General features: G+C 47.8%; 26 protein-coding genes. 13 read left to right on the plus strand and 13 right to left on the minus strand.

Features of this window, described 5'->3' with window-relative positions; all coding sequences use genetic code 11:
- Positions 1-1,938: a thiol reductant ABC exporter subunit CydC gene (cydC, locus tag NSQ38_RS06970; RefSeq protein WP_339788117.1), complete on the plus strand. Its 1,938-nt coding sequence runs from the start codon at positions 1-3 to the stop codon at positions 1,936-1,938.
- A 222-nt stretch (positions 1,939-2,160) separates the two neighbouring features.
- On the opposite strand, the gene NSQ38_RS06975 is transcribed toward cydC, so the two are convergent.
- The 3 genes from NSQ38_RS06975 to NSQ38_RS06985 form a co-directional block, all read right to left on the minus strand.
- A complete protein-coding gene (locus NSQ38_RS06975) occupies positions 2,161-3,120 on the minus strand; it encodes an MraY family glycosyltransferase (protein WP_062836785.1) in 960 nt (319 codons plus the stop codon).
- A gap of 118 nt (positions 3,121-3,238) precedes the next feature.
- Positions 3,239-4,054, minus strand: coding sequence for a hypothetical protein (locus NSQ38_RS06980; protein ID WP_339788120.1), 816 nt, complete (start codon positions 4,052-4,054; stop codon positions 3,239-3,241).
- Between the two features lie 72 nt (positions 4,055-4,126).
- Complete coding sequence (locus NSQ38_RS06985) at positions 4,127-4,444, minus strand: metalloregulator ArsR/SmtB family transcription factor (RefSeq protein WP_339788123.1); 318 nt, start codon at positions 4,442-4,444, stop codon at positions 4,127-4,129.
- Positions 4,445-4,798: 354 nt separating this feature from the next.
- On the opposite strand from NSQ38_RS06985, the gene NSQ38_RS06990 reads away from it, so the two are divergent.
- Entirely contained in the window at positions 4,799-5,188 is a 390-nt protein-coding gene (locus NSQ38_RS06990; protein ID WP_249912775.1) for a nuclear transport factor 2 family protein, read from the plus strand.
- 658 nt (positions 5,189-5,846) lie between these two features.
- Here the strand turns inward: NSQ38_RS06990 and gntK are convergent.
- The 4 genes from gntK to NSQ38_RS07010 all read right to left on the minus strand — a co-directional run bounded on the left by gntK (position 5,847) and on the right by NSQ38_RS07010 (position 10,750).
- A complete protein-coding gene (gene gntK, locus NSQ38_RS06995) occupies positions 5,847-7,397 on the minus strand; it encodes a gluconokinase (RefSeq protein WP_339788126.1) in 1,551 nt (516 codons plus the stop codon).
- Between the two features lie 274 nt (positions 7,398-7,671).
- The gene (locus tag NSQ38_RS07000) at positions 7,672-8,499 is read right to left on the minus strand and encodes a carbohydrate ABC transporter permease (protein WP_036612996.1); all 828 of its coding nucleotides are present in this window, start codon (positions 8,497-8,499) and stop codon (positions 7,672-7,674) included.
- 20 nt (positions 8,500-8,519) lie between these two features.
- A complete protein-coding gene (locus NSQ38_RS07005; protein WP_036613110.1) occupies positions 8,520-9,386 on the minus strand; it encodes a sugar ABC transporter permease in 867 nt (288 codons plus the stop codon).
- Positions 9,387-9,514: 128 nt separating this feature from the next.
- The gene (locus tag NSQ38_RS07010; RefSeq protein ID WP_339790422.1) at positions 9,515-10,750 is read right to left on the minus strand and encodes an ABC transporter substrate-binding protein; all 1,236 of its coding nucleotides are present in this window, start codon (positions 10,748-10,750) and stop codon (positions 9,515-9,517) included.
- A 362-nt stretch (positions 10,751-11,112) separates the two neighbouring features.
- On the opposite strand from NSQ38_RS07010, the gene NSQ38_RS07015 reads away from it, so the two are divergent.
- The 5 genes from NSQ38_RS07015 to NSQ38_RS07035 all read left to right on the plus strand — a co-directional run bounded on the left by NSQ38_RS07015 (position 11,113) and on the right by NSQ38_RS07035 (position 17,447).
- Positions 11,113-11,880 carry a GTP cyclohydrolase II gene (locus NSQ38_RS07015; protein ID WP_339788129.1) on the plus strand — a complete coding sequence of 256 codons (768 nt, stop codon included), beginning with the start codon at positions 11,113-11,115 and terminating at the stop codon, positions 11,878-11,880.
- A gap of 193 nt (positions 11,881-12,073) precedes the next feature.
- Positions 12,074-12,643, plus strand: coding sequence for a glycerol-3-phosphate responsive antiterminator (locus tag NSQ38_RS07020; protein WP_339788132.1), 570 nt, complete (start codon positions 12,074-12,076; stop codon positions 12,641-12,643).
- 28 nt (positions 12,644-12,671) lie between these two features.
- Complete coding sequence (gene glpK / locus NSQ38_RS07025) at positions 12,672-14,159, plus strand: glycerol kinase GlpK (RefSeq protein ID WP_338589055.1); 1,488 nt, start codon at positions 12,672-12,674, stop codon at positions 14,157-14,159.
- Positions 14,160-14,715: 556 nt separating this feature from the next.
- On the plus strand, positions 14,716-16,374 hold the full coding sequence (locus NSQ38_RS07030) for an FAD-dependent oxidoreductase (protein ID WP_339788135.1): 1,659 nt from the start codon (positions 14,716-14,718) through the stop codon (positions 16,372-16,374).
- Between the two features lie 68 nt (positions 16,375-16,442).
- Positions 16,443-17,447, plus strand: a complete 1,005-nt coding sequence (locus NSQ38_RS07035; RefSeq protein ID WP_339788137.1) for a Gfo/Idh/MocA family oxidoreductase — start codon at positions 16,443-16,445, stop codon at positions 17,445-17,447.
- A gap of 104 nt (positions 17,448-17,551) precedes the next feature.
- Here NSQ38_RS07035 and NSQ38_RS07040 read toward each other — a convergent pair whose 3' ends face one another.
- Positions 17,552-17,851, minus strand: coding sequence for a helix-turn-helix domain-containing protein (locus NSQ38_RS07040; RefSeq protein ID WP_026081419.1), 300 nt, complete (start codon positions 17,849-17,851; stop codon positions 17,552-17,554).
- Between the two features lie 424 nt (positions 17,852-18,275).
- On the opposite strand from NSQ38_RS07040, the gene NSQ38_RS07045 reads away from it, so the two are divergent.
- Positions 18,276-18,656, plus strand: coding sequence for a DoxX family protein (locus NSQ38_RS07045; protein ID WP_339788140.1), 381 nt, complete (start codon positions 18,276-18,278; stop codon positions 18,654-18,656).
- 131 nt (positions 18,657-18,787) lie between these two features.
- Here NSQ38_RS07045 and NSQ38_RS07050 read toward each other — a convergent pair whose 3' ends face one another.
- From NSQ38_RS07050 to NSQ38_RS07070, 5 genes are all read right to left on the minus strand, one after another.
- Positions 18,788-19,627: a DNA alkylation repair protein gene (locus NSQ38_RS07050; RefSeq protein ID WP_339788142.1), complete on the minus strand. Its 840-nt coding sequence runs from the start codon at positions 19,625-19,627 to the stop codon at positions 18,788-18,790.
- A gap of 77 nt (positions 19,628-19,704) precedes the next feature.
- Positions 19,705-20,400 carry a Crp/Fnr family transcriptional regulator gene (locus tag NSQ38_RS07055; RefSeq protein ID WP_339788145.1) on the minus strand — a complete coding sequence of 232 codons (696 nt, stop codon included), beginning with the start codon at positions 20,398-20,400 and terminating at the stop codon, positions 19,705-19,707.
- A gap of 127 nt (positions 20,401-20,527) precedes the next feature.
- Positions 20,528-21,046: an AbrB/MazE/SpoVT family DNA-binding domain-containing protein gene (locus NSQ38_RS07060; RefSeq protein ID WP_076209663.1), complete on the minus strand. Its 519-nt coding sequence runs from the start codon at positions 21,044-21,046 to the stop codon at positions 20,528-20,530.
- Between the two features lie 105 nt (positions 21,047-21,151).
- Complete coding sequence (locus NSQ38_RS07065) at positions 21,152-21,832, minus strand: LrgB family protein (RefSeq protein WP_339788148.1); 681 nt, start codon at positions 21,830-21,832, stop codon at positions 21,152-21,154.
- Positions 21,829-22,200 (minus strand): CidA/LrgA family holin-like protein, encoded by a 372-nt coding sequence (locus tag NSQ38_RS07070; RefSeq protein ID WP_017691758.1) that lies wholly within the window; start codon positions 22,198-22,200, stop codon positions 21,829-21,831. Before NSQ38_RS07070 ends, NSQ38_RS07065 begins: the two co-directional genes overlap by 4 nt.
- 283 nt (positions 22,201-22,483) lie before the next feature.
- Here NSQ38_RS07070 and NSQ38_RS07075 point away from each other — a divergent pair, with 283 nt between their 5' ends.
- The 5 genes from NSQ38_RS07075 to NSQ38_RS07095 all read left to right on the plus strand — a co-directional run bounded on the left by NSQ38_RS07075 (position 22,484) and on the right by NSQ38_RS07095 (position 26,657).
- Positions 22,484-23,368, plus strand: a complete 885-nt coding sequence (locus tag NSQ38_RS07075; protein WP_074092657.1) for a LysR family transcriptional regulator — start codon at positions 22,484-22,486, stop codon at positions 23,366-23,368.
- Positions 23,369-23,479: 111 nt separating this feature from the next.
- On the plus strand, positions 23,480-24,337 hold the full coding sequence (locus tag NSQ38_RS07080) for a carbon-nitrogen hydrolase family protein (RefSeq protein ID WP_339788149.1): 858 nt from the start codon (positions 23,480-23,482) through the stop codon (positions 24,335-24,337).
- Between the two features lie 255 nt (positions 24,338-24,592).
- A complete protein-coding gene (locus NSQ38_RS07085) occupies positions 24,593-25,267 on the plus strand; it encodes a GNAT family N-acetyltransferase (RefSeq protein WP_339788151.1) in 675 nt (224 codons plus the stop codon).
- Between the two features lie 45 nt (positions 25,268-25,312).
- A complete protein-coding gene (locus NSQ38_RS07090; protein WP_047840815.1) occupies positions 25,313-25,984 on the plus strand; it encodes a hypothetical protein in 672 nt (223 codons plus the stop codon).
- Positions 25,985-26,138: 154 nt separating this feature from the next.
- The gene (locus NSQ38_RS07095) at positions 26,139-26,657 is read left to right on the plus strand and encodes a hypothetical protein (RefSeq protein WP_339788152.1); all 519 of its coding nucleotides are present in this window, start codon (positions 26,139-26,141) and stop codon (positions 26,655-26,657) included.
- The last annotated feature ends 76 nt before the right edge of the window (positions 26,658-26,733 follow it).

Below are 26,733 nucleotides of genomic sequence, written 5' to 3' on the forward strand. Positions count from 1 at the left end.
ATGAAGTCCGGATATGAACATATGGAGACCGTCCGTAACGGAAAAGAAAAAAATAGCTGGATTGCTCCGTATGTGGCACAGTACCAGTGGAGATTCATCGCAGTCATTGCGCTAGGCACTTGTGCTGCACTGTGTGCGGTACTGCTGCTGTTTACCTCCGGATTTCTGATCTCCAAGTCTGCACTGCGTCCTGAAAACATTTTGATGGTGTATGTACCTATTGTTGGGGTACGTGCATTTGGGATATTCCGTGCCGTCTTTCGATATATTGAACGATTGGCAGGACATGATGCCGTACTGCGTGTGTTGGCCGATCAACGGGTGAAGTTATATCGCATTCTGGAGCCACAGGCCCTGTTCCTGCGCTCTCGTATGCAGACCGGAGATGTACTCGGAGCACTCGCCGATGATGTGGAGCGGTTGCAGGATATCTATCTGCGCACCGTTTTTCCCGCCGTCACCGCGCTTGTGATGTACGGTGGGACTGTGATCGCCTTTGGCAGTGTTGATCTGGGATTTGCGGTGTGGATGGGCTTGTATATGTTATTTCTCGTTGCCGTGTTACCTGCGATTTCCCTGAAAGTGACGTGGAAATGGCGTGTACGGCTGAAAAAGGAAAATAGCAGGTTGTATACCCGTCTGACCGACGGTGTGCTTGGACTGGGGGATTGGCTTGCAAGTGGGCGAGCCGCGGAATTTGTTCAGCAGCAGGAAGAGGCGGAGGAACAGGTCGACGCGATTCTTCGCAAGTTGCGGCGCTGGACACGCTGGCGTGATCTGATGGCCCAGTGTGTCATTGGCCTAATGGTATTATCGGTTACGTTATGGGCCGGAAATGCTGCTTCTATCGGGCAATTACCTGCCGTGATGATTGCTGCTTTTGTGCTGGTGTTATTTCCACTTACGGAATCACTTCTGCCTGTAGGGGATGCAGTGGAGCATCTTCCACAATACCGGGAATCGCTGGACCGCTTGAAACAGCTGGAAGGGAAAGAGCATCTTCCGGTGCAGCATGGAGCGGACGATGTTGGCGTAACGGGTGACTCGATCTCTGTAGTAAAAAACGGCAACCTGATGGCTAGGCAGCCATCGGAGTCCTTACCAACTGCGAATGATACCCCGGACAGACGAATTCGTCTTCGTATTCCACCGAAACTCAGAGCAGACATCGAGATTAATCGCGTAAGTTACCGTTATGCAGCAGATGATTCCTACGCCGTACAGGACGTATCCCTTCATCTGCCACAAGGCAAACGATTAGCTATTCTTGGACGAAGCGGCGGCGGCAAATCAACCTTGTTGAAACTGATTCAGGGGGCTTTGCTTCCGTCTACGGGGAAAGTTCTAATTAATAATATGCCTGTGCAGACCCTGGGTGAGAGTGTCACTGATGTCATCGCGGTGCTGAATCAGAGCCCTCACCTGTTCGACACCACAGTAGCCAATAATTTGCGGATTGGACGTCCGCATGCAACAGATGAGCAGATTCGTCAGGTGGCCGCCCAAGTAGGTTTATCCGGTCTGATCGAATCCTTGCCGCAGGGATATGATACGCCGATGCTGGAGACAGGTCTGCGTTTCTCCGGTGGGGAAAGGCAACGAATTGCACTGGCCCGGGTACTGCTCCGGGAGACACCTGTTATTATATTGGATGAACCAACCGTTGGGCTTGATCCTGTGACTGAACGCGAGTTGATGCGAACCATTCTGGATAGCTTGCAAGGCAAAACGATGATCTGGGTCACCCATCACCTGATTGGTGCGGAACAGATGGACGAACTTATTTTTATGGAAAATGGAAAGATTGCCATGCAGGGTTCTCACGAACAATTGCTGGCTGGGGAAGAGCGATACCGCCGTCTCATTGAACTTGATCGGCCGGGATGGACAGGTCGGCAGCAACAGGCACAACCGTTGCCACCCGTAGCTTCCAGATAAGTGTGAGACTGTGAGCGTCTGAGGTTTAAGACATGTGGATACTGCTTACCAGTCCAGATGGTTGAACCGAACTGTTATACACATGAAGGTGCATCTTAGCAAATGCCACCGAATGAGTAGCGAGTGAGCGCCGAATCAGATAAGCATAACAAAGAGACGAGCCAAGTAATCTTGGACTCGTCTCTTTTTATATTCGGATATGACCGCTTTTGTTGCCGATACTTACATCTCTACCAGCATCAATATAATGGAAGACAGACACAGGCAGGTACTAACCAGATAGAGCACAGCAACAACCTGTTTATGATTCAATCCGGCACGCAGCAGTCGATAGTGTGCTTGACTCGCGTCGGCCTGATAGATCGCTTTACCTTGAATGAAACGTTTGATAACGACAAAGATGTTGTCGAAGATCGGTACACCGAGCGCCAAAATCGGAATGAAGATGGACAACATGGTTGCTTGTTTGAATGCACCATCCAGAGCGATAACCGCCAAAATGAAGCCAAGGAACGTAGCACCTGCATCACCCATGAACACTTTGGCAGGAGCTTTGTTGTACTTCAGATAACCGATGGTTACACCGACCAGAATGATCGACATGAGTGCGGAATCCGTTTGACCTTTGGCAAGCGCCACGATGAACAGCGTGATCGCCGAGATGGCCGATAATCCGCCAGCCAGTCCGTCCATGCCGTCCGAGAAGTTGATGACGGTTGTCACTCCGAAGATCCACAGGATCGTGAGAATGAATTGCAGCCAGATCGGAAGCATGACATATTCCGCATTAAAAGGATTCACGAATCCGGTGAACGCAATGCCAGAAGCAAATACGAGTACTGCCGCAGAGACTTGTACGAGCATTTTGGGCAGGGCAGGAAAATCTTTGCCTTTTGTTTTGTACCAGTCGTCGACGGTACCAATCGTTAGCAGAAGCATACCACCAGCGACCAGAGCCGCTGTTTCCCATGTGATTTCTTTCGTCAGAGCAATGTATGTCAGGAAAAATCCAGTAAATATCGCGTAACTCGCCGTGAGCGGGATAGGTTGCCTGTGCAGCTTACGCTCCACATCTTCCCGAGGCTTGTCCACAAAATCGAGCCGGTGAGCCAGTCGACCAAGCGGCGGAATAAGCAGAACCACGACAGCAAAAGACACTATAAAAGCCAGTATGTATACCATAAACTCGCTTGTTTCACTCCTATCTACCAATTTCCCCTTATTATACGAGTTAAACAGGAAATCTGTCGATGTCATTATTGTAACCAGACACACGTCAAGGTGAGCAGAATATCAGGTTTTATTGCTTTTGAGGAAGATAGGAGCCGAAATAATGATTTGCGACTTCCGCATTATATCCATCATCACCTTGCCAGGTTGCTGCAAAGACAAAATCGCTGGAACCACCTTTGCGTTTTCTCGGTTTATCTCCAGGAACCAGTATGCCGGCTGCCGCCCAAATTTCCAACAGGGCATCGCGCTCCTGTTTGCTCGAAGGGAAGAGATCCTTCCACTTTTTCTCAAGTGTGCGAGCACTGTCTTTGGGATCTTCCGTCTGGGCTGTTTCAAGCAGGTTGACCAGGATGGCTTGGTCTTCAGGAGTTACTTCATAGTTTGCATCGTTGTCCTGAAGCAGCAATTCCAGATCCATCAGGCAATAGATAAGCCAGCCGTGACGCACGCCGCCCCACTTGATCCGTTCAAAGTTCAGGACGTTTAAGTCGACGTTGGAATATTCCTTGTCTGACTGCAAACGCAGGAAGTTACAATCCCCACAGGCACTGGTGTTAGGGTGAAGGGCAGGGCGTTCCACATAGGTGTGTAAAGGCATGTTCGATGTTAAAGCCCAGCTGGATAATGCGCTACGCAGGTAGACTTTTTTGGCGGACAGACTATGTAAAAAGGCCGAAATTACCCGTTCTTTAAACGAGTCATCCTGATGCATGTCGTACAGACGCTGGACAATCTCGTCATGCGTGATCGTGAGTGGATCGAACATAACACTTTTGCTTTTGGCATATTCAAATTCCTCCCCGGAGAAGGGTAGAGAGGTTGTTTTCCAGCCCCCACCTCCCCAGAAGGTGCTCAGCAGTATCTTTGCCGCCTTTTTGTCCATACGGTTAGCCTCCTTTATGGAATTGCGATTATGATGAAAGTAGTTCTTCTATCGATCCCAGACCTGCTTACTTTAATGTACGTATTCCTCGGTTGTATTCAGAATCATGTCGACGAGGCCTGGAAAACGTGCGTTTAGTTCTTCCTTTCGTAGGGAATAAAAGTGCTGTTTACCTTCAATGCGCGGCTGAATCACGCCAGCTTCACGTAAAATTTTGATGTGATGGGACAACGTGGATTTGGAAATATGGTCTACTTCGAAGGCTGAACAGTTTTTCTCGCCAGAGCTGGCCAGACAGTGTGCAATTTTCATGCGGATCGGATCGCCCAATGCATTGCAGACCGTGGTCAGTTTGAATTCCGAAGCCATAGGTATCGTTGGAGTTCTCATATCTATGACGTTAGCATAATCGGCTGTACCTTTCAATGTTTGAAAAAAATCGAACTATAGAAGTTGAACTGTAACTATTACACTTGTTTACTCCGATTGCAGTACCATCTTTCGATCGCTCTTATCCCCAGATTTTCTTTATTCCCTTGGTCCAAGGGAAAAATCCGGTGATAAATGCGCACGCTTCGCTTCTTCAGATTGGTTCTGCACTCTCCGTGTTAGTGTAAAAGTCGGTCTCAACTTATATATTTCTTGCAGGCAGTATAAGAAGTATGTTACATTTCTTTTCAATTAGTTCGAAAATATTCGAACTGAAAGATTGGAAAACGGCTTTTTATTCTAGGAGGAATATGAATGAGTACTACAAATACCACTACGATGCTGAACAACTATTTCCGTTTATTTGATGCTTCACGCACAGACGAGCGCGCGATGCAGGACTTATTGTCCCTGTTTACACCTGACGCAGAGATTGTGCTTAACGGCACTAGTCGAACAGGATTCGATGGTTTCATGAAAGCTTTCTACGAATACAATAAGGATGTAAAACATATGTGGGACGCGTGGGTGCAACAGCCCGACGGCAGCTACCAAACGAACTGGGCGGTATGCGGACAAGCGGCAGACGGAACGGTATACGCCAAAGCAGGCATTGATATCGCGCGTGTAAATGATGCGGGGCAGATTGTGTATCTGGAGAATGTACAGGCCGATCAGAATGCGTTCAGCAAGTATAATCAGTAATAGCGCAGTGTAAATAAGTAATAATGCAATGGTTAGGAAATGAAGCTCTACAGTCTATCAAGCTGTGGGGCTTTTTTTGGTGGAATATTTAGGTTATTTGAAAGGCGCTGAGAACGAGGGCTTCATCACTCTGGTAGCACAGTTTCTACAGGTAGATCGGTACACAAAAACTGTACATGAAAAAGACCGTCCCGCATGTTTTAAACATGGCGGGACGGTCCTTATGAACGTGCATAAGATGTACTCGCTAGAGCCGCAGGTTATTCTGAGCCAGACGCAGCTTAGCAGGGGGGGGCAACTACATGGTGGTGACGATGGTCGGTCAATTCTAACGAACCAGAGACGCGCTATTGGCCAAAAATCTGCATAAGTCAGATTCTAACGAATCGCTGAGACGCTATTTTTCGGTTATTCTAACTTTGGGGCAGTTTTCCGCGGCTAAAATCCGATATAAGGTGTCTCAGGTTCGTTGGATTTTGAAAACATGTTATAAACCTCATATAAGACGTCTACGATTCGTTAGCTATTCCATGCTCAACGTTTTATCCCTCCAACGTGTAACATCCTAGGCTAGAAACCCTCAAATTTCCAACCCTCAAAAGCTCAGAGCCTAAACCGTCCCATCCTCCGTCATCCTGTATGCCATCCCACGACTTCTCTACCCCTGCATCGTCTTATTCTGAAAAGCAGCGATATCCGCATACTCTTCTTCGAATTTGCGGGAGATGCGGATGAAGATGGGCAGCAGTTCACGGTAGACACGGACACTGTCCGGGTCTGGTTGGTGCCGGTGCGTTGATCCGATCATGCCGGAGACGGCACTCAGGGAATCGATGCTGCCAAGGGCGTACAAGCCCAGTACGGCTGCGCCGAGGCAGGAGCTTTCGATACTTTCGGGGATGATGACATCCTGATCGAAAATATCGGCCATCATCTGGCGCCACAACTCAGAGCGGGCGAAGCCGCCTGTCGCCTGGATTTTTTTCGGACGACCGATCTTTTCTTCAATCGCGAGCATGACCGTGTAGAGGTTAAACAATACACCTTCGAGCGCAGCGCGAATCATATGTTCCTTCTTATGATGCAGCGTCAGGCCGAAGAATGAGCCGCGTGCATTTGGATTCCAGAGCGGAGCCCGCTCACCTGTCATGTACGGATGGAACAAGAGACCCTCCGAACCGGGAGGTACATTTTCCGCAACACGAGTGAGCACTTCATACGGATCAATGCCAAGCCGTTTCGCTGTCTCGACCTCGGAAGCTGCAAACTCGTCCCGAATCCAGCGGAAAATAACACCGCCGTTGTTCACTGGTCCGCCAATGACCCATGCATCCTCCGTGAGTGCATAACAGAAGAAGCGTCCTTTCGGATCGGTCACCGGTTTATCTACGACTGTACGAATCGCTCCACTGGTACCAATGGTCACGGCCACGACGCCCGGATCAATGGCGTTCACGCCCAGATTGGAAAGCACACCATCACTTGCACCGATCACAAACGGTGTGGTGACCGCAATGCCCATCTCCTTGGCGTACTCCGGGTGCAATCCATGTTTCAGCACATGTGTGGTTGGAACCAATCGGGACAGGTGTTCCGGCGTAATGCCCGCTACATGCAGCGCTTCTGCATCCCAGTCGAGTTTCTCCAGATTCATGAGTCCGGTGGCGGAGGCCATGGAGTGATCAATGACGTATTCAGAAAATAATTTATAGAAGACATATTCTTTCATGGATATGAATTTGTACGTCTGTCTGAAAAGTTCTGGTTGATCCCGGGTGAGCCACATGATCTTGGTGAGTGGGGACATCGGATGAATCGGCGTACCTGTTCTCAGATAGATTTCGTGACCATTCATCTCGGATTTGAGTACTTCGGTCCACTCGGCACTGCGATTATCTGCCCAAGTCATGGCCCGCATCAGCGGTTTGCCGTGTTGATCGACAGGCAGAATGCTGTGCATGGCCGAACTGAAGGATACAAACAGGATGTCCTCTGGCTTCACTCCCGCTTTGGAAGTGGCCTGTTTAACCGATGTAATGACTGCTTTGAAAATATCTTCCGCATCCTGCTCCGCAATCGCAGGTGTGGGGGTGTACAGCGGATAATCGGCACTGCCTTGTGCCACAATGGTTCCGTTCTGTTCGAACAAGATGGCCTTGGTGGAGGTCGTGCCGATATCTACGCCGATCATATAGGGTGAAGAAGCCATTTTGTCATCCCTCTTTCTTGAATATATAAGTGAATGAATGCTGTTACACGTTCACACTTCGGGTACAGAAAGCCTTCCGCTCGCCGTTATCCCCAAATTTCTTGATTCCCTCTTCAAAGGGAGAAATTTGGTTATAAATGCGAACATTCCATTTCTTCAGGCCCTTTCTGTCCCCTCCGCGCACGTGGCGCTATTCATCTAACTTATATGGCATCTGTTATTTCATATATAGATAAGAATATCAGACTTGAGGGATGGATCAAAATGCAGAACCCTAGTCCTTCACCGCCCCTGCGGCAATATCCGAAATAAACTGACGGCTGATGAACAGGAACATCACGATGAGCGGAATGACAGCAAGCAACGTACCTGCGATGACCATCGCATAGTCTGTGTTATACAACCCGTTTAATTGAGACAATGCAATCTGCAACGTGTATTTGCGTTCATCCGTCAGGACGATCAACGGCCACAGATAATCATTCCATACGCCTATAAAGGTGAACGCGCCGAGGAAAGCAAAGGCAGGTCGCAGAATTGGCAGCGCCACGTTCCAATAAAGTCGGAAGAAATTACAGCCGTCGATGCGGCCTGCATCCAGCAGATCGTTCGGAATCGACTCTGTCGCATACTGGCGAATCCAGAAGATGCCGAAGGCGTTCACCATGCCCGGAATAATGAGGGCTTTGAAGGAACCGACCCACCCGAACGTAGCCATGAGTACGAAGGAAGGCACCAGCGACAGCTGGGAAGGTACCATCATGGTCGCGAGCAGCAGGATGAAGAGCCACTTTTTGCCGGGAAATTCGAACTTCGCAAACGCAAACCCCGCCAGTGAATCAAAAAACAGTACAAGTATGGTCACAAGGCCCGACACAAACAGCGTATTCAGAAAGGCGCCCCAGAAATCAATCTGCTGCAATACGCGCGTAATATTATTCCACAGTTCACCCCCGAACCAGAGCTGAGGTGGGAACTTGTAGATATCGGACGTTGTCCGGGTGGACATTACAATCAGCCAATAGAACGGGAACATGGATATGAGCATGCCCCCGATAAGACCGGTATACAACACCAGCGATTTGAGGTGTTTGGTCGCCATGTGCGCTCCCCCTTATCACATCAGGATGATTTGCCTTGAACAAGCTTCCAGTTCACAATCGAGAACAGGGCGATAATGAGGAACATACCCCATCCAACAGCAGCGCCATATCCGAAGTAATTGTTAATGAAGGACTCACGGTAGAGGTAGAGTACAATTGTCATGCCTGCTGCACCAGCGCCGCCATCATTACCTACCAATACTTGAGGCTCGGTGAACAGCTGCATACCGCCAATCGTTGATGTAATGACCGTGAACAGGATCACAGGACGCAGCATCGGAATTGTAATTCGGAAAAAGGACTGTATCGCTGATGCGCCGTCAATCTTTGCCGCTTCGTATAATGTCTGCGGGATACTCTGAAGTCCGGCCAGATAGATGACGGCGTTATATCCGGTCCAGCGCCAGACCACCATGGAGGAGATTGCAACTTTAATGCCCCATGGTGCATTAAGCCACTCCACAACCGGTAGCCCGACCGACTGCAACAGATAATTGAGAAAGCCATAATTGTTGGCAAATAAGGCACCAAAGATAATGGCTACTGCTACGATGGACGTGACGTTTGGCAGGAAATAACCGACCCGAAACAGGGTACGGAACTTCACAAATGGTGCATGTAACAGAAAGGCAATAATCAGTGCAAAGAAGAGCATTGGAATCGTTGAATAGATCCAGATCATGAACGTGTTGCCCACGGCTTGCCAGAACTCGGCATCAGTCAGCATGTATTTGAAATTGTTGAGTCCGTTAAACGTCATGACACCGATGCCATCCCATTTATGAAAAGCCAGATAGAGTGAGAACCCGATTGGGAACAGCCCAAATACCGCAAACAGAATATAAAACGGCGATATCGCAACATAGAGTGCACGATGCTCCCACATTCTCGCCCATAGTGACTTCTGCCGATCCAGATCAGGTCTTGCATGTCCGGGATCGGGCGTAAGACGAGGTTCAGTTACAGCCATATGAATTCCTCCTTTGCGGATAACGAAACCACACGTTGTTCAGGTTAACGCTGCAATTCCCGCTCGACGCGGTGTACCGTATCCGTCCAGACCTGCTGTGGATCGGCATTTTGCTTCGCGACATCATTCAGCCGCCGGGTGATAATGTTGTGTACGGATGGGTATCGTTCGCCAAAGAAAGCATCCGGCACATCCTGTGCCGATTCGGCAAATACAGGCCCTGTCGCCTGTCCACCAAAGAAAGGTTCTTTTTCTTTCATGGCAGGATCATCAAATACACCTGGTGCAGAAGGGAAAAGGTTCAATGTCTGATATTGCTCCAGTTGATTTTCGGGACTTTGCAGCCAGCGAACCAGTTCAAAGGCTTCCTGAGGATGTTCACTCGACTTCAGGATGGACAGGAATGATCCTCCGTTGTTGCCATCTCCCCCCGGTGCCCGAGCGACCCGCCACTTCCCGGATGTATCCGGAGCGGCTTCCTGAAGAACTTGTTTCATCCAGACAGCACCTACAAAAGAAGCGATTTCGCCATTATTCATCGCGGCGTTCCAGCCTGGAGTCCAGCCATCTGCATTGGCTAGCAGTCCCTTCTCTTTGAAAGCAACGGCCGTATCCCAGCTCTTGCGCACAGTAGCGGAATCCATGCCGATAAAGGACCCGTCCGGCCGGAAATAACGCTCCGCAAACTGCGATATGACTTGATTGTAAACGGTTGCAATATTGTCGGTTAGAAAAACCTTGCCTCCGAATTTTTCCTTGAGCTGTTCTCCGGCAGCAGCATATGCATCCCAACTGTTGATCTGGCGTGTAACGTCTTCGGGATCAGATGGCAATCCGGCTTCCTTGAACAGATCTTCTCGGTAGAAGAGGGCTGTTGGGCCCGTATCCATCGGGAAACCAATCATCTGTCCGCTTGGCGTAACGCCTTGCTTCCATTTCCACGGCAGATATTGGTCTTCAATATCTCCTGCACCGAGATCATACAGATTATAGAAACGGTCCTCACTGGGGAATAGCTCCATGATCCAGTCGTTCAATGCCACAATGTCTGGTTCACCTGAGCGTGCAGCGAGTGTTGTTTTGAGTTTTGCTTTGAAATCACCGCCGATTTTCTGAGCTGTCAGTTCGATATTGGGGAACTTTTCCTTAGCCCTGGCAATCAACTTATCATCGATGGAACGATTCCAGTACCATAATGTAAGCGTTACCTTTTTGTTGTTCGCTGAATCGTCCTGTCCGGGCCAGATGGAGCATCCGCTTATGAGCAGGACGCAGACCATCAGTATGGCTGTCCAGCATGTTCTTTTCCGGCGGATCATGTGTATTACCCCCTCATCGTTAAGTTCGAGGCATGAAGTGCTTTGGACTACAACATTAGTGTATGAGCAGTTTATAAACTCATACCCAATATTCCTAAAATGAAACACATATTTGTGTCGATTGCGTAACATAAATTGGGTAGTTACTTTAAAAATAAAAGTTACTTGACACATTATAATTTTTATTCTAAACTAACTTACATAAAGTAACTAATGATGATGAGAATAATATAGATACGTACTATATAACATCCAAGTGATCCAATTTCGCTCTGGATGCGAATCAATCAACATACAAGTTGGCCTAAACAGGAGGAACGACAATGATCAATTCACATATTATTCAACTGCTTGCCCCCAAAATTCAGACTTTTCCGAGTGGAAAAGAGTTCATATACCTGGTGGGACCAATCAAGCTTCCGGTTAACCTCGATGGGGAGACCAAGACATTCCAGTGGTACAGCTGGATGAAATCGGACAAAGCGATGGAGAGCGGTGAGTTAATCGAATCTCTTGCTGCTGCTGAACTGGCAGAGCGTCAACAATCCAGTGTTCTGGTGTATGGTGACTTTGCTGAAGCGCAAGAAGCGCTGATCCGGATGCACAGCATCTGTCATACAGGCGACATCTTTGGTAGCAAACGCTGTGATTGTGGCTTCCAATTGGAGCAATCCATGAAAATGATTGCCGCTCACGGAGCAGGTGCACTGTTCTATCTTGCGAACCATGAGGGACGTGGCATCGGTCTGTTCAGCAAAGCCATGGCGTACATTTTGCAAGAAGAAGGTCTGGATACGGTAGATGCGAACTTGCAGCTCGGATTCACGGACGATGCTCGTAATTATGACGATGCTATTGCTGTGTTACGTGCGCTTCGTTCTGCTCCGGTTACATTGATCACCAACAATCCACGGAAGCTGGCTGCCTTGCAGGAAGCGGGATTGAATGTGGGCGGACGTGTTCCACTATGGGGAGATCGCTCTGCTTTTAACGAAAAGTACCTGCAAACGAAAGTGAACCGTTCTGGTCACTTGGCAGAAAGTGATGGATGGGCTGGGGCAGATACGCTGCTTCCGCATGCGCAGGCTTAATCATTATTAATAAACGTATTCGATTAGCTGAATAGTCGTTGTTGTACTCTCCGTTATGGAGAAGTGCAGCAGCGGCTTTTTTTGTATGGATGATAGGTTAGCGATCAGGTTTTCCTGATTCACGGAATGGCTTGCCGTTCTCACAGTACGGAATATACAATATAGTCATCTGATGAATGCGGGAGGAACGAAGGTGCCATTTGAGGGACAACGTATGTTGCCGGCTGCAAAGAGCATGAAGCAGTTTGAAGCGATGATTGAAGGCCCTTATACCTATGGGGTGATGCTGGAAACCCATATTGCACAGCTTATGAGTGTAATGGACGAGGCGCGGCGGTATGACAAAAAAATACTTTTGCATGCAGATTTGGTTCAGGGTTTAAAAAACGATGAGTATGCGGCAGAGTATCTGTGTCAGCACATTCGCCCGGCAGGACTGATCTCTACGCGAGCGAGCGTCATTCAGAAAGCAAAGCAGAAAGGCATTACAGCGATTCAACGTATTTTTCTGCTGGATACCCATGCACTGGAGAAGAGTTATCTCTTGCTGGCCAAAACTCAACCTGATTATATTGAAGTACTACCTGGCGTCATTCCGCATATTATTGCGGAAGTATCTGTGCGTACGGGGATACCCATTATTGCGGGGGGATTGATCCGTTCACCGGAAGAGGTTGAACTTGCGCTTGGCGTCGGGGCTACGGCAGTGACCACATCCAACGCAGATCTGATCCGACACTTCGAGAAATCGCTTACACCGTAAAAAGAACCCACAACAGGAGGTTGTCTGTATGGAAAAATATATATTGGCTCTGGATCAGGGAACAACAAGCTCTCGAGCTATTCTGTTTAACCGTGGCGGAGAGATTGTACACATTGCACAGCAGGAATTCCCTCAATATTTCCCCAAGCCGGGCTGGGTAGAGCAGAATGCCAACGAAATCTGGAGTTCCATTCTTGCCGTGATGGCTTCATGTCTGGCCGAGAGCGGGATCAAGCCTGTCCAGATTGCCGGGATTGGAATTACAAATCAGCGGGAAACCGTTGTGGTATGGGACAAAGAAACAGGCAGACCCATCTATAATGCAGTGGTATGGCAGTCCAGACAGACCGCAGACATCTGTGAAGATTTGAAGACACAGGGACTCGGGGACCTTTTTCGCCGCAAAACAGGATTATTGATCGATCCCTACTTCTCGGGAACAAAGATTAAGTGGATTCTGGATCATGTCCCTGGTGCCCGGGAGCGGGCAGAGAAGGGGGAAGTGCTGTTTGGCACGATTGATAGCTGGCTAATCTGGAAACTGAGCGGGGGTACACATGTCACGGATATATCCAATGCCTCACGTACCCTGATCTATAACATCTATGATCTGCAATGGGATGACGAATTGTTGGATATCCTCGACATTCCTAAGGCGATGCTGCCAGAGGTGCGAGGTTCATCCGAGGTGTATGCACACACAACAGACTATCATTTCTTCGGTCATCGGATTCCGATTGCGGGAGCGGCAGGAGATCAACAGGCAGCGATGTTTGGTCAGGGCTGTTACACCAAGGGCAGTATGAAAAATACATATGGTACGGGTTGTTTTATGCTTATGAATACGGGAGAGAGCCCGGTACAATCCAATCATGGACTGATTACAACGATTGCCTGGGGGATGAATGGCAAGGTTGAATATGCGCTCGAAGGCAGCATTTTTGTTGCAGGGTCTGCGGTTCAGTGGCTGCGTGACGGATTAAGAATGCTTCGCTCATCAAAAGATAGCGAGGATTACGCCTCACGTGTGCCTTCAACAGACGGTGTTTATATGGTACCTGCATTTGTGGGACTGGGCAGTCCGTATTGGGATAGTGAGGTTAAGGGTGCAGTGTTTGGCTTGACCCGAGGCACGACAAAGGAACACTTTATCCGTGCTACGCTTGAGGCGTTGGCGTATCAGACCAAAGATGTACTGGAGGCAATGGAATCCGACTCGGGTATTCCCGTGCATGCTCTGCGTGTAGATGGCGGGGCGGCGGCCAATGATTTCCTCATGCAATTCCAGAGTGATATTCTGGGCATTCCTGTCGAACGTCCAACGGTGAATGAAACAACAGCATTGGGTGCGGCTTATCTGGCAGGATTGGCGGTTGGATATTGGACGAGTGCGGATGAACTGACGGATCATGAAAATACGGAGCGTGTCTTCCAGCCTGTTATGGCTGAGCAACAACGAACAGAACTGTATGCAGGCTGGAAGCGTGCAGTGAACGCAGCAATGGCTTTTAAATAAGCATTTTGCATAAATCACCTGAGCGTCTTCAAATCAGCAAAATATAGATCGAAATGATTTTGTTCGTCTATACACTGGTTGGATCAGGATGCTTCTTCCTGTCCAACTTTTGTACCCGTGAGCGGAATGATTCGAATTATGAAAAATGCTAAATAAGAGGAATGAAATGAATATTTCTTGGGTGGGTATTTGTACTTTTTAACTAAACATATGTTATAAATGATATTTACTGGTGGAAAATGATGCATGATTTACAGGGTTATTCTTCCTGGAGAAGGTAAAATATATATCCACTATAAGGAAAAAAATAAGGTTAGTGGATTCATTTGAAATTCCATCCTTTGGCAGAACAACTTTTTGAATTTTTTTTGAATAATGTGTCATTTCAGGACTTCACGCCGTCAAAAATCTGTGATAGGATAAAGGCACAAGTTAAAAAATGATGTCTGGAGATCGGGAGGGACCACGTGCCGCTCAGCAATTGCTGAGCGAATGACGTGGTCCTTTTTTTGTTTTTTTTACGGAAAAATTGAGAAAATCAATAGGAGGTTCAAGAATGACAGAAACGTTCTCGTCAGCACACCGGACCGAATATTTGCAAAACATGGCGAATGTACATTTTGACGTATTAGTTATTGGTGGTGGGATTACAGGCGCAGGGATTGCATTGGATGCGGCTTCCCGTGGATTGAAGACAGCGCTTGTAGAAATGCAGGATTTTGCAGCAGGTACATCCAGTCGATCGACCAAACTTGTCCATGGCGGATTGCGATATTTAAAGCAATATGAAGTGAAGATGGTTGCTGAGGTAGGACGGGAGCGGGCTGTCGTTTATGAGAATGGGCCACATGTGACAACACCGGAACCGATGTTGTTACCGATCTACACGGCAGGTACGTTCGGCCGATTCAGCACATCCATTGGACTGATGGTGTATGATCGGCTCGCCGGGGTGAAGCGCAGTGAACGACGCCAAATGTTGAATGCTGGAGCGGTGTCAGATAGTGAACCTTTATTACGCAAACAGGGGTTGTTGGGTGGTGGACTCTATGTGGAGTACCGGACTGACGATGCCAGGCTCACCATAGAAGTTATGAAAGAAGCCGTCAAACGTGGGGCACAGGCAGTGAACTACGTTAAGGCGAAAGGTTTCCTGAAGGAGAATGGCAAGATTACAGGTATTGAAGCTATTGATCAGATCGATGGGCAGACCTATACGCTAAAAGCAAGCAAGATGATCAACGCTTCCGGTCCATGGGTGGACGGTCTGCGGGAATTGGATGGTTCGCGCCAGGGGAAAACGCTACAGATGACCAAAGGCATTCATTTGGTCTTTGATGGTAAACGATTCCCGCTAAGACAGGCGGTTTATTTTGATACACCAGATGGTCGAATGGTGTTTGCTGTCCCGCGTGATGGCAAAACTTATGTGGGGACAACCGACACCGTATATCAGGACGATCCTGCACACCCCCAAATTTCCGACTCCGACCGTGATTATGTCATTAATGCAGTTAATGGCATGTTTCCAGATGTACGGATTGGTACCGAGGATGTGGAATCCGGATGGGCGGGTGTACGTCCACTAATCCATGAGGAAGGCAAGAATCCTTCCGAAATTTCACGTAAAGATGAAGTCTGGGTATCCGAATCCAATCTGATTACGATTGCCGGGGGCAAATTAACCGGATACCGTAAAATGGCCGAGATGGTCGTTGATCTGGTCGCACGCCAGATGGAGCAGGAGAGCGGGCATTCCATAGGCCCTTGTGTAACGAAGAAGATGCCCATCTCCGGGGGTGATGTAGGGGGATCGGCTGGATTTGTATCGTATGCGGAACGCAAGATCAAGGATGGTGTTGCCTTGGGACTTGCTCGACCTGCTGCGGAGCGACTGGTCCGCACGTATGGTTCCAATGTGGAGGCACTATATGAGCGAATGCCCGATCCACGCACCAAGTCCGAGCTTCATGGCATGCCACAGGAGCTACTGTTGATGTTAAGTTACGCGATTGATGAAGAGATGGCTGTAACTCCGTCTGATTTTTTGGTACGAAGAACAGGTGATTTATTCTTCCGTATTGATGAAGTTCGTCGCTATAAAGCAGCGGTTATCTCGTATATGGCAGGTCGTTTGAACTGGTCTGAAGAGGAAGAGGTTAAACATACACAGGAACTGGATCAGCTGTTGCTGGAAGCATCCGGCAAAATCTAAGGCAGGATTTCAAGATCGAGAGTCGAATGGAACATGTAAGCGTGTAACATAGAGAGGGGATTACATCCATGACATTACAGATCGGAATCATTGGAACAGGCTGGTTCAGTAAGGTACACGCGGATATTCTCGCACGGATGGAAGGTGTTCGTGTTGCGAGTGTCTGTGGAACATCGCTCGAAAAGGCAGAGGCTATGGCCTCGGTTTATGATGCTGTTGGTTACGGGGAACTTGAACATATGCTGGATGGTGAGAAGCTGGATGCGGTGTATATTTGTGTGCCTCCGATGTCTCACGGATCGATTGAGTCCGAATTAATTCGCCGCGGTATTCCATTCCTGGTGGAGAAACCTTTGAGCACCGGAATGGATGTTCCGCGTCAGGTGTTGGATCAGGTGCAAAAGAGCAGATTGTTAACCTCTGTAGGATACCATTTCCGTTATCAGGAGGCCGCGCAGGTCCTGCAGCAGTCGATGAAAGAACAGACGGTCGGCATGGCACTTGGCCGCTGGATGGGCGGAATGCCAGGGGTCGCCTGGTGGCGGCGTCAGGACGGTTCAGGAGGACAATTCGTCGAGCAGACTACACATATTGTAGACTTGCTTCGGTATTGTGCAGGAGAAGTTACGGAGGTATATGCTGTAGCAGCTCAGCGAAGCATGCATGAGAAGCATGAGCATGTGACCGTTGCTGATGTGGCGAATGTGACGCTCAAGCTGGAAAGTGGAGCGATTGCCAGTATCGCCAATACATGTCTGTTGCCAGACGGAGAGGGCGGCGCTGGGCTCCAGTTCTACACGGATGCAGGTGTGTGGGATTGGACGCCAGAACGTTTGCTTCTGCCAAGTGCCGCAAAACATGCGATGGCAGGTCTGGAGATTCCGGCAGGACATAATCCATACGAGCGTGAGAATGAAGCGTTCATTCATGCCCTGCGTACGGGAGACCGTTCACGAATTCTGTCCGATTATGCGGATGCCTGCCGTACACAGGAGATTACGACGGCGGCGCTGGCATCGGCAGATTCCGGTCTGCCTGTACAGCTTCAGCCTTCAAAACATCTCTCTCATTAAAAGGTTGAAGGTAATATAAATACGCCTGAATCAGGGAATGATCCGCAGATCAGCCTGATTCAGGCGTATTTGTGTTGAGTAGAGATTATTGAGCAGCAATTCAACTACTCGGATTTCTGCTGTTTCAACCAGTCGGATGACCAACTGTAGATCTGATCAATGACAGGTTCAATGGCTCTGCCTTTCGGTGTCAATTCATACTCTACACGGGGAGGTATCTCGGGAAACATGTGCCGGGTTACGATACCTTCCGTCTCCATTTCCTTCAATCGCTCCGATAAAAGTCGTCCACTGATCGCCATCTCTGCTTCAAGCTCCGTAAACCGCTTGGGTCCGGACAACAGTTGGTACATGATTAACAGTACCCACTTCTTGCCTATGATGTCTATGGCTTGAGTGATCATACAGGGACTTGGTGCTTTTACTTTTTTCAGCTTCAACGTGTTCACCTCGATTCATGATTATTTTCTTCGCAGGTTGTATATGAAAGGACATGGATTCTGCCGCTTTAAGAATATAGGACATCCAAGTAAATGAGGGTTACTACAAAATATACTGTAACATACCTTTTGTATGTATTATACATCATACGGTGAAAAATTACTTGAAGAAATTATATTATTATTATATACTAACTTCACAAAAGTAAGTTGGTGATAAATAATACGTATAATATGAACGCGTACTATTCTGAAAATTGAACTGGGCTGAACGGTTGAAAACAAAGTGACCTTTGGGAACTTTTACATAGATTCTTTTTTTACAATGTGCAGCAAAAATAATCATTACATAGTAGGAACATATAATTTGTTACAGGAGGATCTACATATGAACAAGATTTTGGGGTACGTTTTTCTGGTTGTGTTAGCAGGTGTCTTCGTCATGACGGGGTTTAACAAGATTAGTGGAGCAGACATGATGATTCAGACCTTCGAAAGTTTCTCTTATCCGACATGGACCATGTATCTGCTGGGTGCCGCAGAGTTGCTTAGTGCTGTAGGACTGCTGATTCCACGTACTCGCATCTTGGCTTCTGGTATATTGACCTTCATTCTGATTGGGGCCGTGGGAAGTCATCTGATCTATGCACAATATGCTGCTGTTCCGTTCCCGGCTGTTTTGTTGGTGGCTAACATTATTGTTTTGGTTGTGGGCATGCGCAGATTGGAAGCGGAAGAAGAAGGACAGATGGATACAATTCAGGCCTAATTGAGAAATAAGAGGAAACGTTATTGTGGGCCATTCACCGTGGAAAAGGTGTTTCTGTCCTGTCGAAAGGAATGTACACGCGGGTGCCTATGCAGAAGATGACCACTGCCAGTGAGCGGTGGTCATCTTTTTTATGTAAGACTTCGCGTGGCACGTGTAACGATTCGCCGCGTATGTTGGGTATCCGACTGCTGAGTCCAAGTGGCACAGACCTGCCGCACCCACTCTGGATTGGTCTTGCTGGCATCGTTCAGCCAGTTACTTACCGAATCCTGCACATACTTATGGGCATCGGATTTCACCGCGTCAAGCAAGGGAAGGGCCATGGCCGGATTTTCTTTTAACTCCTGAATATGCTTGGCCCAGACGCCACGAGGTCTGATTGATTCTATGGCAAAGCGACGGATCAGTGGATCAGGGTCAACGCTCCATGGGAATAACTGTTGCAAGGCTGAGGATAATTCGGCAGAAATGGACTCCCGTACAGCCATCCAGGTAATTTCTCTTACACCAAAGTGATGATCTGCTGCAAAGGGCCGAATATGTTCCAACTTTTCAGTCAGGTTCAGACCGGAATCCAGCCCAATGATATAAGCCGCCCAGCAGCGAACGCTGTCTGAACGATGTTCTGCAATGGAACGAAAGAGATTCGTTTGTTCATTCATTGTTAGACGTTTCAACAGATTACGCCATTGCATGGCTATGGCCGGGATGATTTTCATGATCCGCTGCTCATCCATCTGTGTTAACTGCTCTGTAATTGCTCTGGTTTCGGCATCCATTCCCCATTCATGGGTAACCTTCTGAAAAAGAGAAACATGATCTACAGCCAGCCATTCGGTCAGATTGACCGATTCGATATGTCCTGCTTGTAGCCAATTGCGGATATGCTCAGGGATTTCCGTTGCTTTACGGGCACCTTTGCGAAGAAAAATGTCTTCAGGGATAAATAGATCTGGCTTAGCATTCAACAGTATGTTCCTCCTTGGTTGTATAACATCATGCGTTATACAATACAACTTGCTGGAGAACAGGGATGTAAGGCATCTTACAAGTGGGCAGTAATTTTCCGAAGGTTAGCGATTTCGTCACGATGAAGGGAGACTGATTTGAATCCGGTACGAATACGACCTGCTTTTGCCAAGTCTTGCATGACAATCGTAACTGATTCCCGTGTGGCTCCCGCCATCCAGGCAATCTCCTGATGGGTAAGTGCGAGTTGAATATTGCAGAACTCATCTTCTTCGATCCATCCTATCTGTTCAGCCAGGCGGAAGAGATTATGTAGCACCTTTTCATGCAGGTTTCCGAGTGCGAGCGTCTGTGTCAATTCACTCATTTGCTTGATCCGCTCGCTTAGTACGTTCATCAGTCTCATCATAAATTCTGGATGTTCAATCAGAAACTGTTCAAAACGTTGTTTGTTCATCAGGCAAATATCACACTCCTCCATCGTTTCAATATAAACGGCGCGTGTTCCGAGTGAGATTCCGTTCATTTCTCCAAACACGTTACCTTCCGTCAAAATATTGAGAGTGAACTGTTTGCCCTCCGGGTTCAATGTATATAAACGAACCTTGCCCCTTTTTACAAAATAGAAACCTTCTGTAAACGTATCCGGTGTCTGGATCTGTCTGTTTTTGGGCATGGTCGTAATAGAAGTCATCCCATCCATTTCAATCAGGTCTGCCTCGGACAAGGAGGACATGAGGTCGAATTGTGATAAATACAGAATTTTATCCATAGAACTCCTTTCCATTACAATATGAATATAAAAAAAGAAGAACCCACGAAAAACAACGGGTTCTCTTGCAGCGGGACTTCCTGGATTGGAAGGTCTTCTGACTATAAATGATCGAATGCCATTTTGGTTATAGTAACTTTTTTAATTGAGAGACGCGTCCTTGGCTAATGCCAAGCTTTTCCGCAATTTGCTGTTGAGCCAAACCAGGATTCTGTTCAACAATTTCTTTCATCTGTTGCAGCATGCGTGCCGTCTTCGGCCGCAGATCCGGATATTCTTGGTTGTCAGCTGTGGTCCCTTCTTCCCTAGCGGGAGATGAGACTGAGGCGGATTTGGAAGCAGGACGCTCCACGGGTGCAGGAGCCTGTTTGTTCTGAGGTACGAACCAGTCGGGAGAGTCATCCGGGTGTTTTAATTGAATTGCACAAGTCCGGCAGATGAATTGTTCTTTGAAATACATTTCCGTATCTACATCTCCGCAAAAAATACATAATGTTGATTTGTACTTTCGTAAAATCAACTCTTTCCCTTCAATGAAAAACTCAAGCGGATCGCCGATATGGATTTCCATCGTATCCCGCATTTCTTTGGGAAGGACAATTCGTCCAAGACGGTCCAGAGATCTCTTCATTCCGGTTCTTTTCATCGCATCTCCTCCGCAATATTCACAATTAAAACCTGTCCTTATTGTAAGGAAGAAAGGGCTTTAATACAACAATAATATTTCAAAAAAGTGGGATAATTCCATCTATTATGGGAAAATAAGTTTGGAAAGGATGGGGGCAACGGCTAAAGTGAATAATGCAGCGAGCACCATGGAGATGCTGGAAATGGTACCAGTCAGGGAACTTAGTTCAAATGCCTTGGATGTCCCTGTGCCATGGGCACCGGTTCCAAACAGTGTGCCTCGTGCAATCTCCCCATCAATGCGCAGCATCTTGACAATAGAAGGTCCCATAATCACTCCGAGCAGACCAGTCATAATAACAAAAACAGCTGTCACTGCGGGTATGCCACCGATGGTGGCGGATACGTTCATGGCAATTGGGGTGGTAATTGATCTTGGGATCAGACTATGAATGAGACCGGAATCCAGGCGCAACCATTTGGCGAGCAGGGCAGAAGAAAGTACGGCAACGACCGAGCCGGTCATGACACTGAAGACAATCTCGGAAATATGTTTTTTGAGTACATGGAAAAAGGTGTAGAGCGGTACGGCAAAAGCCACCGTGGCCGGTTGGAGAAGCAAACTCAGCCATTTGCCGCCACTGCTATACGTGGCATAATCCGTTCCGGTTGCAAGTAATATGCCAACGACAAGAAGCGGTGTAATGAGCAACGGAGACAGATATACTTTTGGCAGATTACGATACATTCGTTTGGCGACTCCATAGATACCGACGGTTAACAGCAGACAGAGAAATCCAATCATCCGGTGTGACGCTCCTTTCGTTTGGCAATTCGTGTAGCAACCAGGCCTGTGCAGGACATGACCAGGAAAGTACTAAGCAGTACGATGAATAAAATCTGCAGTCCGTCATGCTCCAGCATGGGCATATAGTTCATAATGCCAACGGCTGACGGGATAAAAAATAACAATAGTTCACCGAGCAGCCAGGCAGCTCCAACTTCAATCCAGCGCAGCTTCACGACACGGGTCTGAAGCAGAATGAATAACACGACCATACCAAGTATTGAACCCGGTACAGGAAGATGGAGAGTACGGGCCAGCAGGTCCATGAGCAGTGAAAAAACCATTAAGAGCGCAACCTGTGCAATACCAAGGCCCCACTTTTTCACTTCAATCCCTCCTTATATAATCAACGTAATCCTTTGAGTTATTATGAAAATGAAAATGATTCACTTGAATCAATTTCATAACTCACTAAAAGTGAATTTATGTAACTAGATATAGACAAATTGAATCGTTTTGATCTATATCTAGCCCTGATTGAAGCAGCCAAAGGTATTATGAAAATGATTCACTTGATATCATAAATTTTACATGGCATTCTTTCATGAGTAAAATGCATATTAAGAATGTTTACTATTCCATTTATCTATGAGAGGTGGGGATCAACCGATGGATATCCGCCATTTGCAATATTTTCTGGAAGTTGCCCGGCAGCAGAGCTTCACAAAAGCCGCCGAAGTTCTGTATATCACCCAGCCTACGATCAGCAAGACGGTCAAGAGTCTTGAAGAGGAACTGGGTATCACGTTGTTGGACCGTTATGGCAAAAAGGTGGAACTAACCGATGCAGGCCATGTGTTTTTTCGGCAGGCACTGGAGATTGAAAAATCGTTCCGCAGTTTGTCGTCTGAATTGGACGATCTGATGAACTTGAAGAAAGGCCATCTGCGGATTGGGTTGCCGCCGATGGTGGGGTCCAGCTTTTTTCCCATGATCATTGGTGAATTTCACAAAGCCTACCCACAGGTGACCATTCAGTTGTTTGAGGATGGCGCCAAAAAAGTGGAGGCCGATGTGATCAGTGGTGCACTGGATATTGGCGTTGCCGTACTGCCAACCGTGGATGAGTTGTTGGATCATTTTGTGTTTGTGAAAGAGAAACTGAACTTGCTTGTACACCCTTCACATCCGCTTGCGGGGAAAGAAGCGGTTGCGCTGCATGAACTGGAAAATGACGCCTTTGTACTGTTTCGGGAAGATTTTGCATTGCATGACCGGATTATTGTGGCCTGTCAGCATGCCGGGTTCCAACCCCGGGTGGTATATGAGAGCTCTCAGTGGGATCTGCTCAGCGCGATGGTTGCCGCCAATCTGGGTGTAGCCTTATTACCAGAGACGATCTGTCGTGAGGTGGACCATATGCGCGTGCGTATTATACCTGTGGTGGAACCGGTGATTCCATGGCAGCTCGGTATGATCTGGCGGAAGGATCGTTATCTGTCTTTTGCCACGAGAGAATGGATTGGATTCACACAGTCGATGCTGGGTGAGTAAGGGAGCGATCGGAAGGTTATCCTGTCATTGTATTGCCCAGTGTAAATACTCTTTTGTTGACCCCGGATCGTTGTTACAATGGAAGCATAATTATGGTGGAGGTGTACGAACATGAAACTGCGGGTATCCGCTGTACAATACCAATTGCATACAATCAGCTCGTTTGAGCAGTTCGCCGCTCAGGCTGAGCATTACATACGGACAGCGAGCGAATACGGAACCGAATTTGTGCTGTTCCCGGAATTTTTCACAACACAATTAATGTCCATTGGGGACAAACAAGGCAATGCACTGACAATTGAGGATCTGCCGAACTTTACGGAGCAATATGAAAAACTGTTCACGTCACTTGCTGCCAAGTATGGCATGCACGTCATCGGGGGGACCCACGTCATTCGCCGTGAAGGGAAGCTGTATAATACAGCTCACATGTTCTACCCGGATGGTCGCATCGTGCGCCAGGACAAGATTCACATTACACCAACCGAAGTGCAGGAATGGAATATGGCTCCCGGGGATGGACTTGAGGTGTTCGACACGGATAAAGGCCGTATTGCGATGCTGACCTGTTACGATATTGAGTTCCCGGAAATTGTGCGGATGGCCAAAGCCAAAGGTGCTGACGTGATCTTCTGTCCTTCATGCACGGACGATCGTCACGGATTCTACCGTGTGCGTTATACGAGTCATGCCCGCGCGGTGGAGAATCAGGTGTACGTTGTGTTAACCGGAACAGTGGGCAACCTGCCAACCGTTGATTTCATGCGTGCCAACTATGGACAGGCAGCGATTATTACACCAAATGATATTCCGTTCCCGCCACGTGGCATTCTGGCCGAGGGTGAGATTAACAACGATATGATCGTGACCGCCGATCTGGATCTGGACTTGTTGTATGAGGTGCGCGAACGTGGATCGGTAACGACTTGGCGTGACCGCCGTACTGATCTGTATACCGATTGGGAGTAGCGAGTTACCTTATAGAGGTTGTTCAAAAAATCCGCTTTTGATTACGAAGGATGCCTAGTGGCATCATCAGCATCGAATATGGAATTCAGCCGAAATGTCCGTTGCTCACGTAGTCTTCCCTACGCTCCGCTACTCCATTTCTAGCTTCATCCCATCTTCTCGGTACTGAAAACCGCCCTTTTTGAACACATAATTAAAACGGAACGGAACAGAGTAGGAAATTCATTTGTCAGTGGAAAGGGGCGATCCGGCAAGATGTATACAAAAGAAATGTTGATCACCGACCCGGAGCAAAGTGGCAAAAGGGTAAAGGCAGTCGTTCGCAATTATGTTGCAGCCGACTTTGAGGAACTCATTCGTATTCAGGCGGAGAGTTTCCCTCCTCCTTATCCGGAAGAGCTGCTCTGGAGTCACGAGCAGCTCACCAGTCATGTGAAGCATTACCCGGAGGGTGCCATCTGTATTGAAGTCGATGGAGAATTGGCTGGCTCAATGACCTCGCTGCGGATGCAGTGGGACCCTGCACATCCAGCAAGTCATACCTGGGCCGAAGTAACGGATGACGGCTATATTCGTAACCACCAGCCGGATGGCAACACGCTGTATATTGTCGATCTCTGTGTTCGTCCAAAGTACCGCAAATGGGGACTGGCTCAGCTTATGATGCAGGCGATGTACCACCTTGTCATCGCTCAGGGGATGGATCGGTTACTAGGTGCTGGTAGAATGCCCGGTTATCATCTGGTTGCAGACCAACTGTCTGCGCAGGAATATCTGGATCAGGTAGCAGCGGGAGAGAGGCGTGACCCGGTGATATCGTTCTTGCTTCGCTGTGGCCGCATGCCTGTTGGTGTGACTGCAGACTATCTGGACGATGAGGAATCCTGCAACTATGCTGCCCTGATGGAGTGGCGGAATCCGTTCAAATAAAAAATATCAAATGAAATACATCATCAATTGAGGGGGTATTTATTTATGGAATTCACGCGTATTACATCCATTAAAGATCCATTGTTTGCCCAAATGCACAAGTTGATGCAGGAGATCTTCCCGCGGGAAGAAGTGCTGGACTTTCCCCTGTGGGAAGAACCGCTGGAAGATCCGGGTATTCGGGTGTTCGTGGCTGTGCATGAGGGACAGGTTGTTGGAGCGACAGAGTACCGTTATTACGAGGACTGGAACGTAGCCATGACGGACTTCACGATTATTGGGCGCGAAGGTCTGGGAATTGGCAGTTTCCTGGCGAATCACCGCAAGCGTGATCTGCAAAAGCTGGCTGCGGCAAACGGGAAAGAATTGTTCGGCATGTTTGCCGAAATCTATAACCCTTATTTGAGTCAGGATCACGAGTTTGGCGGCATCAAGCCGATGGACCCGTATGTGCGTCGCGAAGTGCTGTCCCATCTGGGATATCAGCGTCTGGACTTCCCATATGTTCATCCATCCTGGCAAGGTGACGGCGAAGCGGTTGGCGGATTGGATCTGTGCTTTATGCCAGGTGATGAGTCGCTTGGTGAACTGCCAGCCAGCCTGGTGGCTGATTTCCTGAATCGATATTATGCTGTGCTTCCTAACAAACCACAAGAATGGCTTGCCATGGTAGAGCAATTGACTGCTCGTAAGTCGGTTGCGTTACTGCCGTTGTAATCATATGAAAGACCCGAGCCTGGACTAACAGGTTCGGGTCTTATTTAGTTTATTTTTCAGAACGAACAGGATACTCTTTTTTATATGAAATATATTACCATAAATGTGGAAGATATGTGTTTGTGTTCATTCATTTTATTAAGGAGGAGATTAGATGAGAAAAAGCAGAATCTTGTTGATATGGATGCTCGCTTTATTTTTAACAGCCTGCAGTTCAAGTGACGATGCTTCACTACCAGATGTACAGGAGAGGGAGCGCAAGGATGCCATAGATAACGAACAAATTCAGAAGGAAAAAGATGCAAAAGACACAAAAGAGCAGGAAGAAGTAGAAAGTTTAAGAGAAACGCTGAACATAACGTTTAAACTGATGGCGGCGATGCAATCGAATAACTATACATATCTTGAATCGGTGTCTTCATCGAACATAGAAATATCGCAGCAGAACAATACCATTATTTCGAAACTGGAACAGGGGGATTACGAAGTCCCTTTTCTGCAAAACGTTAGCCTGAATAATTTGGAGTATCGTGGATTTAATCCTCTGGATTCAGATCGTGTCATTTTACATATGGCTATAGTATGGTCTGATGGAAACAGTGCATTGGATTTCTATTTCATTCGTTCCGAGGAAGGCAACTGGCTCTTTGATGGTCTGTTCACGAATGGATAGGCCACTAGTCTGGTTCCGTAATAGAAATAGCGACCGTTCTCTCTATGGTAAAGAGGAAGGTCGCCGCATGGATGAG

This window comes from Paenibacillus sp. FSL R7-0313, assembly GCF_037969885.1.
Taxonomy (GTDB): domain Bacteria; phylum Bacillota; class Bacilli; order Paenibacillales; family Paenibacillaceae; genus Paenibacillus.